Here is a 16,330-nt window from a genome sequence, read left to right as displayed (position 1 = left end):
CGGCGTACCACGTGACCCATGGACATCCGACTGCTCACCGACGCCGACGTCGACGGGGCGCTCCGGCTCTCGACGCAGGCGAACTGGAACCAGACCGCGACCGACTGGCGACGGCTCATCGCGCTCGCTCCCGACGCCTGTTACGGCGGGTGGGTTGACGGCGATCTCGTCGCGACGGCGACCGTCGTGAGCTACGCCGGAGCGGTCGGCTGGGTCGGGATGGTGCTCGTCGACGAGGCTCACCGTCGGCGGGGGTACGGGAGCGCGATGTTCGAACGCGCGCTCGACGACGCCCTCGACGACGGACTCCGAGTCGGACTGGACGCGACGGCCGACGGCCGGACCGTCTACCGACAGTACGGCTTCGAGAACGTCGCTCCGATCGTGCGGTGGAGTGGTGCCGTCGAACCGACCGCCGAAACCGGTGACGTCGAACCGGTCGACGATTCCGACCGGATCGCCGCGTTCGACCGTCGTGCGTGCGGCACCGACCGGCGCGACCTGCTCGCACGGTTACTCGCGGAGGAGGGGGCCGTCGGTCTCGTTCGCGGACAGGGGTCGGAGCTCAACGGCTACGCCGTCCTCCGGCCGGGGCGCGAGCGCGCTCAACTCGGTCCGCTCGTCGCGACCGACCGCGAGACGTGCGCGGCGCTGCTGAGCGCCGCCGCGAGTCGCTTCGGCGCGCTCATCGTCGACAGCCTCGCCGACGGAGCGATGGATGGAACCTTTCGAGGACATGGACTCCGCCCCGAACGCGACCTGACGCGGATGGTCCACGGCAACCCGGCCGAGGTGCTGATGGGCGAGACGGTGGTCGCCGCGGCGGGGTTCGAACTCGGTTAGCCGTACAGGTCTGACCACGGCCGCTCGCGTTCGACCGCCGCGCTCGCGGCGAGGACCGTCGCCTCGTCGTATCGTGGGGCGACCACCTGCATACCGACCGGCATCCCGTCGACGGTTCCGGCGGGCACCGAGGCCGCGGGGTGGCCGGTCAGGTTGAACGGCCACGTCAGCACCCAGTCCGAGGTCGGGTCGACGGGTTCGCCATCGACGGACGTCGCACCGAGCGCGCCGTTCGGGACCGACGCCACCGCGGTCGTCGGCGTCACCAGCAGGTCGTGCGTCTCGAACACGTCAAGGACCGCGTCGAGCACGTCCGTCCGGAGCAGTTCGCCGTTGGCCATGTCCATCGCACTGTACTCGCGCCCTCGTTCGACCCGCTCTCGGAACGTGTCGGGGACGTCCTCGCCGTAGGCGTCAAGGAAGTCGGCCCCCGAGGGGGCGAGGTTCCGCGCGACCTTCGCGGCGAGCAGATGCATCTGTGGGAGTCGAACACCGTCACGAAGCGTTCCGAGGTCGTGGCCGAACTCAACGTCGACGCACTCGACGGTCGCCCCAGCGTCCACGAACGCGTCGGTCGCCCGCTCGACGCACCGCTCGATCGCCGCCGAGACGGGAAAGACGCCTAGGTCGGGGGAGTACGCCACGTCGAGACCCTCGACCGACCGGTCGGTCGCCGCGAGGAACGACCCGTCAGCCGCCGGGAGGCTGAACGGGTCGCGCGGGTCCGGTCCGGCCATCACGTCGAGCATGAGTGCCGCGTCGGCGACCGTCCGCGTGATGGGGCCCTTGTCGATAAACGGGGTATGGTTCTGGAACGCATCGGGGCGGGTCGGCTGTGGAACCCGCCCGGCCGTCGGTTTCAACCCGTAGACGCCACAGAGCGCGGCCGGCGTGCGAACCGAGCCGCCGGCATCGCCCCCCTGGCCTAGCGCGGTCAACCCGGCGGCGACGGCCGCCGCGCTCCCTCCCGAGGAGCCGCCGGCGTTGCACGTCGGGTCAAACGGGTTGCACGTCGGTCCGGCGAGGAGGTTGTCGGTCGTCGTGCGGTGGCCGAACTCCGGCGTGTTCGTCTTCCCGAGAACGATGGCTCCGGCAGCCTCCAACCGGCGGACGAACGTGGTCGTGTGGTCCGCGACGTTGTCGCCGAACGCTCGACAGCCGAAGGTGTGCCGGACGCCCGACTTGAATGCGGTGAGGTCCTTAATCGCGACCGGAACGCCGTGGAGCGGGCCGAGGTCGTCACCGCGCTCAACCGCCCGCTCCGCGTCGACCGCTGCCGCCCGAGCCTCGTCGTCGATGACCGTCAGATACGCGTTCAGGTCGTCGTTCCGGTCGGCGATGCGGTCGAGATACGCCTCGGTCACTTCGACGGGGGAGTGGTCGCCCGCTCGCATCCGTGCGGCCAGTTCTCGCGCCGATTCGAACGGTAGCTCGTCGGTCATACCGGTGCAGTCGGACGACGGGAGCAAATAGCTGTCTCGACCACACCGGGTACCCGGACGACCGCCCGTCGAGCGGGTACCGACCCACTGGAGGACGACCACCGCGGACCCACACCATGCTTGCGCTCTCTGTGCTGCAATCGCGGCGGTCGCCCGGTTCGTGCCACCGACACCCACAGTGTTAAGCGGTCGGTCGGATTCATCACGCCATGGACGTCTGGGACGAGCGGCGACCCGCCGAAGCGTTCGATCGAATACTGACGCCAAGCGGTGACCTCGAACGGCCGGCACCGATTCGCGACGAGGCGGAACTCCTCGCGTTCTATCGGACCATCGTCCTGACGCGCACCCTCGAATCCCGACTGTTCGCCATGCAGCGACGTGGTGAGGTCAGCATCGTCTCCCGGACGCTTGGCGAGGAGGCGGTGTCACTCGGGTCGAGTGCGGCGCTTCGCCCGGCCGATTGGCTCTTTCCCACCTACCGCCAGACCCCGGCGTCGCTCTACTGGGACGCACCCATCGACCGTCTCGTCGCGGGGCTCATGGGCAAAGAGCCCGAAACTATCGACGAACACCTCTCTATCTCCGATTCGCCTGCGGTGAACGTCACCCCCGCGTACATCCCGCTCGGGGCGAACGTGACCAACGCGGTCGGGTCAGCGATGGCCGACCGCTTTCGCGACCGGGACGTCGTCACGATGGCGTACATCGGCGACGGGTCGACGAGTCAGGGTGACTTCCACGACGCGCTCAACTTCGCCGGCGTGTTCGACGCGCCGGCGGTCATCGTTTGTCAGAACAACCAGTGGGCGATCTCGGTGCCGGCTCACCGGCAGACGGCCGCCGAGACGTTCGCTCAGAAGGCCGACGCGTACGGCGTTCCACACGACCGCGTCGACGGGAACGACGTGTTCGCGGTGTATGACGCCACCCGCGACGCCGTCGAGCGGGCACGTCGCGGCGACGGGCCGACCTTCGTCGAGTGCGTTACCTATCGGAGGGGTGAACACAACACCGCCGACGAGGAAAGCGTCTACCGGAGCGACCGGGAGGCCGCCTACTGGGCGGACCGCGACCCGCTCGACCGCCTGGAGACGTACCTCGTCGACGAAGGGGTTCTCGACGACGACCGCATCGCGGCGATCGAACGCGAGGCCGAATCGACCGTTGCGTCGGCCGTCGACCGCGCCCGGTCGGTGCCCCGGTCCGACCCCTCGACGATGTTCGACAACCACCTCCACGGCACCTCGTGGCGGGAACGTCGCCAACGTGCAGAGCTTCGCGCCGAACTGAACGGCGAGAACCCGTTTCTCGACGCCGGGGTCGAACTGGGCGGCGGTGCGGGTGACTCTATACACGCCGACAGTGAACGACCGAGCGAGCGGCCCACACCGACGGGCGAGACCGAGCCGATGAACCTCGTGACGGCGGTCAATCGGACGCTCCACCAGGAGCTCGCGCGGGACGACCGGGTTCGGCTCCTCGGCTACGACGTCGGCCCCATCGGCGGCGTCTTCAGGGCGACCGAGGGGCTGGTCGAGCGCTTCGGGCGGGAGCGGGTCGTCGACACACCGCTTTCGGAGAACGGCATCCTCGGGACCGCGGTCGGGATGGCAATGCGCGGCGAGCGGGTCGTCGCGGAGATACAGTTCATGGGCTTTCTCTACCCCGCGTTCGGCCAGTTCATGTACGCCCTCGCGAAGACCTACGAACGAACCGGCGGGAACACCGAGGTACCGTTGACAGTTCGAGTGCCCTACGGCGGCGGTATCAAAGCCAGCGAGTACCATTCCGAGTCGACCGAGTCGTTCCTCGTCCACACCCCCGGCGTCCGCGTCGTCTGCCCGAGCACGCCAGCCGAGGCGAAGGGGCTACTGGCGGCGAGTATTCGCCACCCCGACCCCGTCGTCGTGATGGAGCCGAAGCGGTGCTACCGGACGGCGACCGAGCCGGTCCCGGTCGAGGAGTACACGCGGCCACTCGACGACGCGCGACTCGTCACCGAGGGGACGGACGTGACGCTCCTCACGTACGGGGCGATGATCCCACACGCGGTCACGGCGGCCGAGCGCGTCGATGCGAGCGTCGAACTCGTTGACCTACGGACCCTCGCGCCGCTGGACGTCGAGACGGTGCTCGCGTCCGTTCGGAAGACGGGTCGATGTGCGATCCTCCACGAGGCGCGGCGGACGCTCGGACTCGGCGCTGAGCTGTCGGCGCTCGTCAACGAACACGCGCTGGAGTACCTCGAAGCGCCGATCAAGCGGGCGACCGGGTTCGACGTACACTTCCCCGGGAATCAGACCGAGGACGCCTACCTGCCGGGGCCGGAGCGGGTCGAGCGGCTCATCGAGGCGGTGACGGACGCCCGGTTCTGAGGACACCGAAGACGGCTCCGAGAGCCGGTTCGTGGGCTATCGGTCGCCGTCGAGGACGTCGTAGACCGTCCAGCGGTCGTAGGTGACGTCGGTGTCGTAGGTTCGAAGGCCGACCCACCCCGCTCCGTGCGGGTCGTCGTCGGTCCAGTCGTGGAGCAGCCGACCGTTGACCGCGGTGCGGAGGCGGCCGCCGGTCTTGTAGAGCTGGACGGTGTACGGCTCGTCGGGCTGGACCCCCATCATGAGCTCGCTCGTCAGTTCGAAACCGGGGTCGCGGCGCAGCCGCGTGTGGGTGTTCGTCAGCGTGAAGATGTAGTTCGGGAACTCGTGGTACTCGTTGTACCCGCCGCTCCGTTCGGTCTCGGCGAGCGGCGGGTCGTCCGAGGCACAGACGAAGCAGTTCAGGTTTCGGCTAGTCGTGCGGTCGGCGGGTTCGCTGACGGTCGCCTCGTACTCCACGAGCAGGTCACTGGGGAACTCCTGGGGCGTCCAGACGGTGACCCCTCGCTCGTCGACGCAGTCGACGTGGAGCTGCCCACCCTCGAAGCGGACCGTGCTACCCGGCTTCTGCTGTTCGACCACCCACTCCGCCGACGAGTCGAAGTCGGCGTCCCACAGCGGCTCGACCGTCAGTTCGGCACCACCGATCCGGACGGGGCTCGAAGCATCGCTCGGCTCACTCATATCGGATCACCTGATTGGAGCATGGTACACTCACGTCCGTCTCGTCGGACGACCATAGTAAGCCTGTCGGCAGTTACGTGAATCTCGGTCACATCGAGGCGCCGTCGCTCGGCCGCCGCTGACGGAGTCGTGAGCGATTCGACCAGCTCTGCGGGCACCACACACAATCAAGACCACGGTACGACCCGACGACGTTCGACGTTAGTGAACACGTAGCACACCGGGGCGATCCCGGAGAGTCGCTCTTCTGCCCCACGGCGGAGGTGTGGACCGGAGGCAGTGACGGTCGCGTGACGAGGGGCAGATTAGTTTGTTCACTACAGAAAAACAGCTGTTCAACCAAAATGGGCCGCTTTGCGGAGCCCATAACAAGACTAGTACTGTTAGTCTCTTGAAAATCGTCGGCTGTTAACACACCACTATTCCGGCCTATGTTTACCCTTAGTGAACAGAAATGAGACAGGCAGTCCATGCCGCGCCGACATACTGTCCTTCGTGACGGTCCCGACGGACCGACCACTGATCCGGGACGGACGGTGGGCCAGGTTTATGCCCCAGCACCGCGGCCCAGCACGCATGGACTCGAACACGCCCCAGTCGTCGCTCGCCGTTCCGGAAGCGACCGTTCTCGACGCTTGCGGCGAGACGCCGCTGCCGGAGCTGGGACTCATCGAGCAGATGTGGGACACCGACCCGATCCCGCACGGGGAGGTCCGTGCGCACGCTGCCCGTGCGGTAGACGGGATGTCGTTCGACGGCGTGCCCGACGGCGGAGAGGTCGCGCTCGGCGTGGGGAGTCGGGGCATCGCCAATCTGCCCGCCATCGTCGCCGGCGTCGTTGACGCGCTCGACGGGCGGGGGTTCGACCCGTTCGTCGTTCCCGCGATGGGCAGCCACGGCGGAGCGACCGCCGAGGGGCAACGCGAGATGCTCGCCGAACTCGGCGTCACCGAGGCGTCGGTCGGCTGTGCGATTCGGTCGAGCATGGATGTCGTCGAGGTCGGGCGCACCGCCGATCGGGACGTTCCGGTCGTCACGGACGCGCATGCGGCCGACGCCGACGCCATCCTCCCCATCAACCGTGTGAAACCGCACACCGACTTCGACGGGACCGTCGAGAGCGGCCTCTCGAAGATGCTCGTCATCGGTCTCGGGAAGCAGCGCGGCGCGAAAATCGCCCACGACTGGGCGGTCGACTGGTCACTCCGGGAGATGCTTCCAGCGATTACCGAACAGCTCCTCGACGCGCTGCCCGTCGTGGGCGGCGTCGCTATCGTCGAGGACCAGCACGACGATACGACGCTCATCGAAGGGGTCCCACCGAGTGGCTTCCTCAACCGCGAGGCGGAACTGCTGGAGACGGCCTACGAGCGCATGCCGACGCTCCCGTTCGACGACATTGACGTCCTCATCATCGACCGGCAAGGCAAGGACGTCAGCGGACAAGGCATGGACACGAACGTCATCGGCCGCCGCCCGTTCGCGATTCAAGAGCCGGAACCCGACCACCCGGACATCAAGCGCATCTACACCCGGTCGCTCACGGAGGCGGCCCACGGCAACGCGATGGGGATGGGGTCGGCCGACGTCGTCCACGCCGACCTGCTCGCCGCCGTCGATATGCCGACCACGCTCGTCAACGCACTGACGGCGAGCACGACACGAGGAGTCCGCCTCCCGCCGGTCGCCGAAACCGACCGTGCGGGGCTGGTCTGTGCGCTCTCGACCATCGGGGTCGTCGACCCCGACACCGTCCGAGTCGTCCGTGCGACCGACACGATGCGCCTCGGCCAGCTCTACGCGTCGACCGCGCTCGTCGAGACGGCACGCGAACGCGACGACCTCCGCGTCGTCGCCGAACCCGAACCTATCGCCTTCGAGGGCGGTGACTTCGTCGCACCGACGCCACACGAGGCGGCACCGGCCGCCCGGAGCGACGAGGACGACCCGAGTGGAGAGTGACAGCGACGATTCACAGACCGCGGTCGGCCGCTCAGACCGGCGGCTCGTCAATGTCGACGGTGCGCCGTTCGTCCCACGACCGGTGACTCGCCTCCGTCAGCTGGATGCCCTTGACCCCCTCCCGGAAGTCGTAGGGGAACGGCTCGTCGGCGGCGACGTGGCGGAGGAACGCGGCCCACTGCTGTTTGAACGCGTTCTCGAACTCACGGTTGTTCGGGACATCGCTCCAGTCGTCAGTGAAATCGTGGTTTGTCGGCGTGTCGGGGTTCCAGACCGGTTTCGGTGTGTTCGCGTGTGACTGTGTCTTGCAGTCGCGGAGTCCGGCGACGGCGCTCCCGTCGGTGCCGTCGACCTGGATCTCCAGCAGGTCGTCCCGGTTGACGCGGGTCGTCCACGACGAGTTCACCTGCGCGACCGTCCCACCGTCCAGTTCCATGATGGCGTAGGCGGCGTCGTCGGCCGTCGCCTCGTACTCCTCGCCGGCCTCGTCGACGCGACGCGGGACGTGTGTCCTCCCGAGACAGGCCACCGACTCCACCCGACCGAAGAGGGTCTCCAGCACGTAGCTCCAGTGGGAGAACATGTCGTCGATGATGCCGCCGCCGTCCTCCGCCCGGTAGTTCCACGACGGTCGCTGGGCGGGTTGGCCGTGCCCCGTGAACACCCAGTAGCCGAACTCGACGCGGACCGAGAGCACCTCGCCGAAGAAGTCCATGTCGAGCAGGCGCTGGAGCTTCTGGATGCCGGGGAGCCAGAGCTTGTCCTGGACGATGCCGTGTTTCACACCGCTCGCCTCGGCCGTGCGCGCCACCTCGACGGCCGTGTCGAGGTCCGATGCGAGGGGCTTCTCGCAGTAGACGTGCTTGCCGGCCTCGATGGCTCGTAGCAGGGCGGGCGCACGACGGTTGGTTATCTGGGAGTCGAAGTAGACCGTGTCGTCGCCGTCGAGACACGACTCCAGATCGGGGTCGGCGGTCCAGCGCTCAACGCCGTACTCCTCGCTCAACCGTCGCAGCTTCCGTTCGTCCCGCCCGACGAGCACCGGGTCGGGCAGGACACGCTCGCCGTCGGGGAGTTCCACGCCACCTTCCTCGCGCAACGCGAGGATGGACCGGACGAGATGCTGGTTGGTTCCCATCCGTCCGGTCACGCCGTTCATGATGATACCTAGCTCTTTCATCTGTTTCGTTCTCATCACCTCCCGCGCGCTGATAATAGTTTCCGGTGGACAGGCGACCGTCAGTCGACCGTCGTAGCCGCCGATATCGGCTCCAAGCCTCGGCGGAGGGGGTAGTTTCTTGTGTTCGTTTCACGAACGGTCGACATGACAGTCCGAATCGGCTACGTCGGCGTCGAGCACCACCACCGCGACCCGTATTTCACCGTCGCGAGCGGCCTCGACGTGACCGTCACGGCGGTCTGTGAACCCGGCAAGCGTGTCGACACCGCCGCGCTCACGGCGATGGACGAGCGCCCCGACGAGGTGACCACGGAGGGTCAGGAGGTCGCGAGCCTCGTCGAGGATGCGGCCGTCTACGAGGACCCGACGCGACTCGTCGCGGACGCCGACATCGACGTCGTCTGGATCACCTACCGGAGCGACGAGACGCCCGCCGTCGTTGAGGCAGCCGTTGAGAACGGCGTCCACGTCATCAGCGAGAAACCCATCGCCCGGACCGCCACCGACCTCGAACCGATCGCTCGGCGGGCCACCGAGGCTGACGTCACCGTCTCACCCACGCTCTACTACCGACGAAACCCCGTCGCGATGGACCTCCGCGAGCGGGTTCGAGAGGGATTCTTCGGCGACGTCTGGACCGTCGAGGGACGGTTCAACGCCAGCCAACTCTCGTATCGGGACACCACCCACTACATCTACGACCGCGAGACGAGCCGTGGCGGGGCACTCCAGTGGATCGGCCCTCACTGGCTCGACGCCATGCCGTGGATCCTCGACGACCCCATCGTCCGCGTCAACGCCCGGTTCCACGACGCCGACGACCCCCACGCCGACGTCGACGCGGGGGCCGTCCTCCAGTTCGAAACCGCAGGCGGGACGCTCGGCACGTACCACACCGGCTACTACCTCAGCGACCGTGGCAAGGACACTCATCTCGGGCTGTACGGGACCGACGCGCAGGCGCAGACGCCGTTGCACCACGACTCGCTCCAGCACGAACCGACGGTGCCACTCGAACTCACCTCGTCGGCCCCCGACTGGTCGGCCGCGCCGCGCCGGACCGTCGAGTTCGAGCCGACCTACGACCGGTTCCCCGCGTGGGGCGACTTCGTCCAGGACTACTTCGAGGCGTACTTCGCGGGGTACGAGACGGGCGACGTCCCAGCGACGGTCGACGACGCGGTCCAGTTGCTCCGAGTGCTCGACGCCGCGTACGAATCCGCCGAGACCGGAGAGTGGATCGACGTCCGGGAGTAGCCACCGAGCGACAGCTACACAGGAGCCTGGACGTAATCCCAGCCATGGAAAACCCCGGATACACCGACACGCCAACACTGCCACAGTGTGGCTACCGCGTCCACGACCCCGACCGACCGCATCCCGAACCGGTCGATCCCGGGGGAGCTCTGGCGACCGGCGAGCCGCCCTCGGACGCGACGGTTCTCTTCGACGGCAATGCGATGGCTGAGTGGGAACACGAAGACGGTCGTGATGTCGAGTGGCACGTCGAAGCCGACTACGCCGAGGTCGCGCCGGGAACCGGGAACGTTCGAACCGAGCGCGTGTTTGGCGACTGTCAGCTTCACCTCGAATGGGCATCGCCGCCGGCGACGACCGACGACGGGCAGGGACGCGGCAACAGCGGGGTGTTTCTCATGGATCGCTACGAGATCCAGGTTCTCGACAACTACGACAATCCGACGTATGCGGACGGATACGCCGGGGCGGTGTACGGTCAGTCTCCACCCCTGGTCAACGCGTCACGGCCACCCGGCGAGTGGCAGTGCTTCGACATCGTCTGGAACGGGCCACACTTTCGTGAGGAGCGCGTGGAACGGCCGGCCGTCGTGACCGTGTTTCACAACGGCGTCCTCGTCCAGCATCGAACGACACTCCTCGGGGAAACGGTACACCGGGCGGTCGCACAGTACGAAAACCACCCGACTGAGGCTCCACTCGCGCTTCAGGACCACGGCGACCGCGTCCGGTTTCGGAACATCTGGGTTCGACCGCTGTGAGAGCGGCATTTCGACGGTGTTCGACAGGCATCGCGTTCGAGACTCCCAGCCAGTAGCCGCGGCCGGCCGTTCAGAACTCCCCGCTCCGAACGTGGAACTTCGTGGGTTTGTCCATCATCGGCCGGTCGGCTTCGACCCACGACGCGACCAGGTCGACGACCTCGTCGACGGAGACCTTCGGCTCGCCGTAGCGCTCGTGACATCGACTGGCGTCGCTGAGGAGTGCCGTCTCGTGTTCCTCCCCGTCGAACCTGACGTCGGTGTCGAACCGGTCCGCGAACCGCTCGGCGATGTCACGTACAGAGAGTATCTCGGGACCGGTCACGTTGAGCGGTTTCGCGGGGGAGTCGGCGAACTCCAGCGAGCGGAAACAGACGGAGTTCGCGTCCCCCTGCCAGACGACGTTGACGTATCCCATGTCCAAGGGGACGGGGTCGCCGTCACGCACCCACTTCGCGATGTCGGTCAGCACCCCGTACCGCGCTTCGACGGCGTAGTTCAGCCGGAAGAGGCAGACGGGCGTGTCGTTCTCCTCACTGAAGTACTGGAAGACACGCTCCCTGCCCAGACACGACTGTGCGTACTCCCCGACCGGTCCCGTCTCGTCGTCCTCCGTCGGCCCCCCCGACTCGACGAGAACCGGGGGGTATACGTTGCCGGTCGAGAACGCGACGATCCGCGAGTTCTCGAACCGGCGAGCGATGTCCCCCGGCAGGTAGGCGTTGATCGCCCACGTCTGCGGTTCGCGCCCTCCGGTGCCGAACTTCGTTCCGACCATGTAGATGACGTTCTTACAGTCCGGCAGCGCGGCCAGCGACTCCTCCGAGAGGAGGTCCGCCGCGATCGTCTCGGCACCGTGCGAGTCGAGTACCTCTCTCGTCTCGGAGTCGGAGAACCGGGAGACCGCGTAGACCGTTCTATCGACGTCCGCCCGGTCGCTCGCCCGTAAGATACGCCCGGCCAGCGACGGCCCCATCTTTCCGGCCGCCCCGAGAATCATGACGTCGCCGTCGAGCCGTTTTGCGAATTCGACGTCCTCCGGGTACGGCGCGGTCAGTGCGTCAGTTAGCTGTGCTTCAGTCTCGATCGCTCCGAGGTCGGGTTGAGTCATGTGGTGAGTGCTCCTGACAGTGGGTAGTTCGCGCGAACTGGTGGTGTGGTTCGCTCGCAGTTCGGACGTTCTCAGAACTCGCTTCGACGAGCACCGATTTAAGTATTGGCCATCGGGCGGCAACGGTGGCCGCTAGCGTCGGTCGGTCGGCGCAGCAGAGCCGAGGGGCGACAGGTCGGGTCGTCACTCGTGGCGCGATAGCGTCGCACGCAGTCGGTCCGCGCGCTGGTCGTCGTCACGCTCGTGGTAGAGCGCCAGCAGGTCGTCAGGGTCGACGTAGAGGTACGGACCGGCAGGGCACATCGCCGCTAGCGGGTCCCGGCCGACCGTCTCGACCGGCCGATGGTCGGGCCACCGCTCCCCGAGTCGGTCGGCGAGCCACCGGTCCATCCGGGCGCGCATCTCGGCGGCCCGCTCCGGCCGCTCGGCGACGAGGTTCTCGCTCCCGTGGGGGTCGGCGTCGAGGTCGTGCAGCAGTTCGAGACCGTCGTTCGGGAGCGCAGGGTCGTTGTACTGGCCCGGCAGCGAGAACACGCCGGGATGGAGCAGACGGGCGTACATCCAGCCGTCGGCGTACAGCGCCCGGCCGAACGTGTAGATGCCGTGTCCACACACCACCTGCTCCCGGCCAGCGAACGGGCGATCGTTCGGCGTGAGCGCTTCGCGGAAGGACTCGGCGGCCCACCCGGACGGAACGGGAACGTCGAGCAGGTCACAGAGCGTCGCGACGAGGTCGAACTGGTAGACGTAGCCGTCGACCGACGGTCCCACACTCTCGTCGTCGGCATCTGACTCGGTCGATGACTCGGCAGTCGGACCGGGCCACGACACCACGAGCGGGACGCGCTGACAGGCCGGATGCGGCAGAGCGTGTTCGGCGTAGATACCGTGTTCGCCGAGCGCCTCGCCGTGGTCGGCCGTCACGATCACTACTGTCTCCTCACGGACGCCGTGGGCATCGAGCGCGTCGAGGAGGTCCGCAACCGCCGCGTCGACCTTTCGGATCGCGGCGTCGTAGCCGTCGACAACCTGCTTGACGTCCTCGCGTGAGTCGAACGCCTCCGGCATCGGCCGCTCGCCGTACTTCTCGTCGTACCAGTCGGCGTCGAGTTCCGCCGGGTTGGGCCACAGTTCGCGAGTACGCGTCCCTGTCATTCCCTCCTGAGCCGCGAGCGCCGCTTCGTCCGGCCAGTCCGGAGCCGGCCCCGAGTCGCGAACGGCGTCGACGTGCTCGGTAACGCCCTGATACGGGTGGTGGACGTCCCAGTAGTTGACGTGGAGGAGCCAGTCGTCCTCGGTCGCGTGACTGCCGAGCCACGTCAGCGCCGCGTCGGTCACGTCGCTCGCGTCCTCGACCGCCAGCAGCCCGGTCTCGGCGGTCGGTTGGATCGACTCTTGAAACCCCGCAGCGAAGTGATACGCCATGTGGCGCTGCGTGAAACTGCTCACCGACGCCGTACGGACCCCGTGCTGTGCGAGGTGTTGAAACGCGAGCGGCCGGTCGGGGTCCGGGTCGTGACCACTCCCGGGGTTATCGTACCACTGTCCCTCGCCGAAGTGGGTGACGACGCCGGTGTCGATGCCGTGGCGACCGGTCGCCAGCGCCGTCCGCGAGGGGAGACATGGCGAGTCCGAGACGAAGCAGTTCTCGAAGCGGACGCCGTCGGCGGCGACACGGTCGATAGTCGGCGAGGTGTCACGAGAGTAGCCGTAACAGCCGAGATGGTCCGGGCGCAGCGAGTCGATGTCGACGAGCAACACGCGCATTGCTGACGGATGGTTGGGTCACTACTTAATTGCCGGGCGAGCCACCACCCGCGTCCCGCTCGGCCGTCGGTGAGTCGTCGCTGCCGGAACCTGAACGCGTTAGTGCTTTCGCCGACAGCGACGCGTATGCAGACCGACCTCAGTGACAGCGTCGCACTCGTGACGGGTGCGGGACGAGGAAACGGGCGAGCTATCGCCGAGCGACTCGCCACGAACGGTGCGAGCGTCGTCGTCAACGACCTCGATTCGGGGCCGGCCGAGGAGACGGTCGAGCGTATCGATGAACGGAGTGGCGAGGCAATCGGGATAGCGTGTGACGTGAGCGACGAGTCAGCAGTGCAGGCGATGGTCGAACGTGGAACCGACCAGTTCGGGACCATCGACATCGTCGTCAACAATGCCGGCGTCGGGCAGGGCGACCGCTTCCGTAACGAACCGGACGACACGTTCTGGAACCTCAACCTCGACACCCATCTCCGCGGGGCCATCTACTGCACTAAGCACGCGCTCGACGGGATGGTCGAGCAGGGCTACGGGAAGGTCGTCAACATCACCTCGATTCACACGAAAAACGGTGTGGGGATGTCGCCACAGTACGACGTGGCGAAGTTCGCGCTACTCGGGTTGACGAAGACGCTGGCGCTCGAACTCGGCCGGGACGGTATCAGGGTGAACGCCGTCGCGCCGGGGTGGACGGATACGCGGATGACCGCCGATTTCGAGGCCGCGACCCGCGAGCAGATCCTCGACCTCAACCCGCTCGGACGGTTCGCCCGCTCGGCGGAGATCGCCGACGCCGTCCAGTTCCTCTGTGCGCCCGCGAGCGACTACGTCAACGGCCACGAACTGCGTGTCGATGGCGGTCAACAGCCCATCGACAACTGGAAACACCGCTACGGCGACGCCTGACAGGACGACGGTAGTTCATCGACCGTCGACTCCGCGCCCGCCGAACTACCCTCGCTCGCGAAAGTCGAGGAACGCCTTGTTTTCCGTGACGGCACCACGCCCGCCGTCGACGAGGAGACTCGCCCCGGTGACGAACGCCGCGTCGTCGCTGGCGAGGAAGGCCACGATGCCCGCGTCGTCGGCGGGCGTTCCGATGCGGCCGACTGGATACATCGCCTCGACGCGCTGGCGGTCGGCGTCGACCAACTCTTCGCGGGTGCGGGCGATTTCGACCCAGCCGGGTCAGAGACGCGTGGTTCGCGGAGGTGTTGACGACGCTCGCTCCTCGGGAGAGATGTGGAGCGGCGTGTTTCGTACAGCGCTAGAACGAGCGGACGTCCGTCTCGACGACGAACGCCCAGTCCTCGGCCGTCGCTTCCTCTGCGGTCGTCTCGGTCTGGACGCCGGTGTTGTTGACGAGTACGTCCAACGAGCCAGACGTCTCGACAGTCGCCTTGACGAGTGCCTCGATGTCGTCGGGGTCGCGCATGTCCGCCCGGACGAACCGAGCCTCGCCACCGACCCCGCGGATGTCAGTCGCGACAGTTTCGCCGGACTCCGCGGAACGGTCGGTCACGACGACGCTCGCACCCTCCGCCGCGAACCGTCGGGCCATCCCCGCGCCCATGCCGCGCGTGCTGCCCGTGACGAGTGCGGTCTTCCCGTCGAACCGGCCGGGAACGGCGTTCGTGGTCGGGTCGTCGAAGCGAGGCGTGGCGACGGTATCGAAGGTGTTCTGGGTGGAGCGGTCGTCGTCCACCACCGTCACCACTCCGCGACGCTGCCGTCGTCGTGACGCCAGACGGGGTTGTGCCAGTCGACGTCGCCGGCCCGCTCACGGACGGCGGCGTCGTCGATGGCGATACCCAGCCCCGGTTCCTCCGGGAGATCGACGAACCCATCGCCGTAGTCGAACACCGACGGGTCGGCGAGATAGTCGAGCACGTCGGCCGTCTCGTTGTAGTGGATGTTGAGGCTCTGTTCTTGGATGAGCGCGTTGTGCGCGACGGCATCAACCTGTAGACACGCGGCGAAGGCGATGGGACCGAGCGGGCAGTGGGGGGCGAGCGCCACGTCGTAGGCCTCGGCCATCGCGGCGATCTTCCGTACCTCGGTGATACCGCCGGCGTGTGAGAGGTCCGGCTGAACCACGTCGACCGCACCCGATTCGAGTAGCGGTTTGAAATCCCACCGCGAGTAGTGGCGTTCGCCCGTGGCGATGGGTGTCGTCGTGTGTGCCGCGAGCGCTGTGAGCGCTTCGTCGTGACCGGGCGTGACCGGCTCTTCGAGGAACATCGGGTCGTGCGGGTCGAGCGCACGGGCGAGGCGCTTGGCCATCGACTTCGAGACGCGGCCGTGGAAGTCGACGCCGACACCGACCTCGGGACCGACCGTCTCACGAACCTCGCGAAGGCGATCAGCGGCCGCTTCGACCGCTGCAGGCGTGTCGATGGCCCGGAACTCCGGCGTCCCGTTCATTTTCACGGCGGTGAGCCCCGAGTCGACCTGTCGACGGGCGGCATCGGCTACCTCGCTGGGCCGGTCCCCGCCGACCCACTGGTAGACCTGCACGCGGTTCCGTGCCTTCCCGCCGAGCAGTTCGTAGACGGGCGCGCCGAACTGCTTGCCCTTGAGGTCCCACAGCGCCTGGTCGATACCGGCGATGGCCGACATGAGCACCGGGCCACCGCGGTAGAACCCGCCACGGTACATCGTCTGCCAGTGGTCCTCGATGGGGTCGGGGTCCGACCCGAGCAGGTAGGTGTCGAGCAGTTCCTCGACGGCCGTCTTGACCGTCCGGGCGCGTCCCTCGACGACGGGTTCACCCCAGCCGACCCGGCCGTCGCTCGTTTCGAGGCGGAGGAACAACCACCGTGGCGGCACCTGGTAGAGGTCGTAGTCGACGATAGTCACCATTGCGTGTCAGGGACAATCGGCGACGAGCTATTAGCTCTTTACTCGTCGCTGCCGGCACAGGCTGAACGTTTATCCTGCTC

At 67.4% G+C, this 16,330-nt stretch carries 12 protein-coding genes and 1 pseudogene; 6 read left to right on the top strand and 7 right to left on the bottom strand.

Annotated features, from left to right (window positions below; translation table 11 throughout):
* Positions 1–18: 18 nt before the first annotated feature.
* On the top strand, positions 19–843 hold the full coding sequence (locus GQS65_RS04870; protein ID WP_158203552.1) for a GNAT family N-acetyltransferase: 825 nt from the start codon (positions 19–21) through the stop codon (positions 841–843).
* Here GQS65_RS04870 and GQS65_RS04865 read toward each other — a convergent pair.
* A complete protein-coding gene (locus GQS65_RS04865) occupies positions 840–2,285 on the bottom strand; it encodes an amidase (RefSeq protein WP_158203551.1) in 1,446 nt (481 codons plus the stop codon). The two genes, GQS65_RS04870 and GQS65_RS04865, sit on opposite strands and share 4 nt — an antisense overlap.
* Before the next feature lie 209 nt (positions 2,286–2,494).
* On the opposite strand from GQS65_RS04865, the gene GQS65_RS22105 reads away from it, so the two are divergent.
* Positions 2,495–4,663 carry an alpha-ketoacid dehydrogenase subunit alpha/beta gene (locus tag GQS65_RS22105; protein WP_368279836.1) on the top strand — a complete coding sequence of 723 codons (2,169 nt, stop codon included), beginning with the start codon at positions 2,495–2,497 and terminating at the stop codon, positions 4,661–4,663.
* A 36-nt stretch (positions 4,664–4,699) separates the two neighbouring features.
* Here GQS65_RS22105 and GQS65_RS04850 read toward each other — a convergent pair whose 3' ends face one another.
* Complete coding sequence (locus tag GQS65_RS04850) at positions 4,700–5,347, bottom strand: DUF6250 domain-containing protein (RefSeq protein ID WP_158203550.1); 648 nt, start codon at positions 5,345–5,347, stop codon at positions 4,700–4,702.
* Positions 5,348–5,923: 576 nt separating this feature from the next.
* Here GQS65_RS04850 and GQS65_RS04845 point away from each other — a divergent pair.
* Positions 5,924–7,309, top strand: coding sequence for a DUF362 domain-containing protein (locus GQS65_RS04845; RefSeq protein ID WP_158203549.1), 1,386 nt, complete (start codon positions 5,924–5,926; stop codon positions 7,307–7,309).
* 31 nt (positions 7,310–7,340) lie between these two features.
* Here the strand turns inward: GQS65_RS04845 and GQS65_RS04840 are convergent, their stop codons facing one another.
* A complete protein-coding gene (locus tag GQS65_RS04840) occupies positions 7,341–8,489 on the bottom strand; it encodes a Gfo/Idh/MocA family protein (protein WP_158203589.1) in 1,149 nt (382 codons plus the stop codon).
* Positions 8,490–8,633: 144 nt separating this feature from the next.
* Between GQS65_RS04840 and GQS65_RS04835 the strand changes: the two genes are divergently transcribed.
* Together GQS65_RS04835 and GQS65_RS04830 are read left to right on the top strand one after the other, a co-directional pair.
* The gene (locus GQS65_RS04835; RefSeq protein WP_158203548.1) at positions 8,634–9,746 is read left to right on the top strand and encodes a Gfo/Idh/MocA family protein; all 1,113 of its coding nucleotides are present in this window, start codon (positions 8,634–8,636) and stop codon (positions 9,744–9,746) included.
* Positions 9,725–10,507, top strand: coding sequence for a 3-keto-disaccharide hydrolase (locus GQS65_RS04830; protein ID WP_199268402.1), 783 nt, complete (start codon positions 9,725–9,727; stop codon positions 10,505–10,507). The genes GQS65_RS04835 and GQS65_RS04830 overlap by 22 nt, the downstream gene beginning before the upstream one ends.
* Before the next feature lie 70 nt (positions 10,508–10,577).
* On the opposite strand, the gene GQS65_RS04825 is transcribed toward GQS65_RS04830, so the two are convergent.
* Both GQS65_RS04825 and GQS65_RS04820 read right to left on the bottom strand, forming a co-directional pair.
* A complete protein-coding gene (locus tag GQS65_RS04825; protein WP_158203547.1) occupies positions 10,578–11,618 on the bottom strand; it encodes an NAD-dependent epimerase/dehydratase family protein in 1,041 nt (346 codons plus the stop codon).
* A gap of 183 nt (positions 11,619–11,801) precedes the next feature.
* Positions 11,802–13,385 (bottom strand): sulfatase, encoded by a 1,584-nt coding sequence (locus tag GQS65_RS04820; RefSeq protein WP_158203546.1) that lies wholly within the window; start codon positions 13,383–13,385, stop codon positions 11,802–11,804.
* Between the two features lie 126 nt (positions 13,386–13,511).
* Here GQS65_RS04820 and GQS65_RS04815 point away from each other — a divergent pair, with 126 nt between their 5' ends.
* Positions 13,512–14,294, top strand: a complete 783-nt coding sequence (locus GQS65_RS04815; RefSeq protein ID WP_158203545.1) for an SDR family NAD(P)-dependent oxidoreductase — start codon at positions 13,512–13,514, stop codon at positions 14,292–14,294.
* Positions 14,295–14,339: 45 nt separating this feature from the next.
* Here the strand turns inward: GQS65_RS04815 and GQS65_RS22100 are convergent.
* Positions 14,340–14,961: pseudogene (locus tag GQS65_RS22100) on the bottom strand (SDR family NAD(P)-dependent oxidoreductase).
* Between the two features lie 137 nt (positions 14,962–15,098).
* Entirely contained in the window at positions 15,099–16,250 is a 1,152-nt protein-coding gene (dgoD, locus tag GQS65_RS04805; RefSeq protein ID WP_158203544.1) for a galactonate dehydratase, read from the bottom strand.
* Positions 16,251–16,330 lie beyond the last annotated feature (80 nt).

This window comes from Halomarina oriensis (genome assembly GCF_009791395.1).
Taxonomy (GTDB): Archaea; Halobacteriota; Halobacteria; order Halobacteriales; family Haloarculaceae; genus Halomarina; species Halomarina oriensis.
The sequence above is the reverse complement of the archived record's forward strand: the minus strand, read 5'-3'. Positions and strand labels throughout refer to the sequence as shown.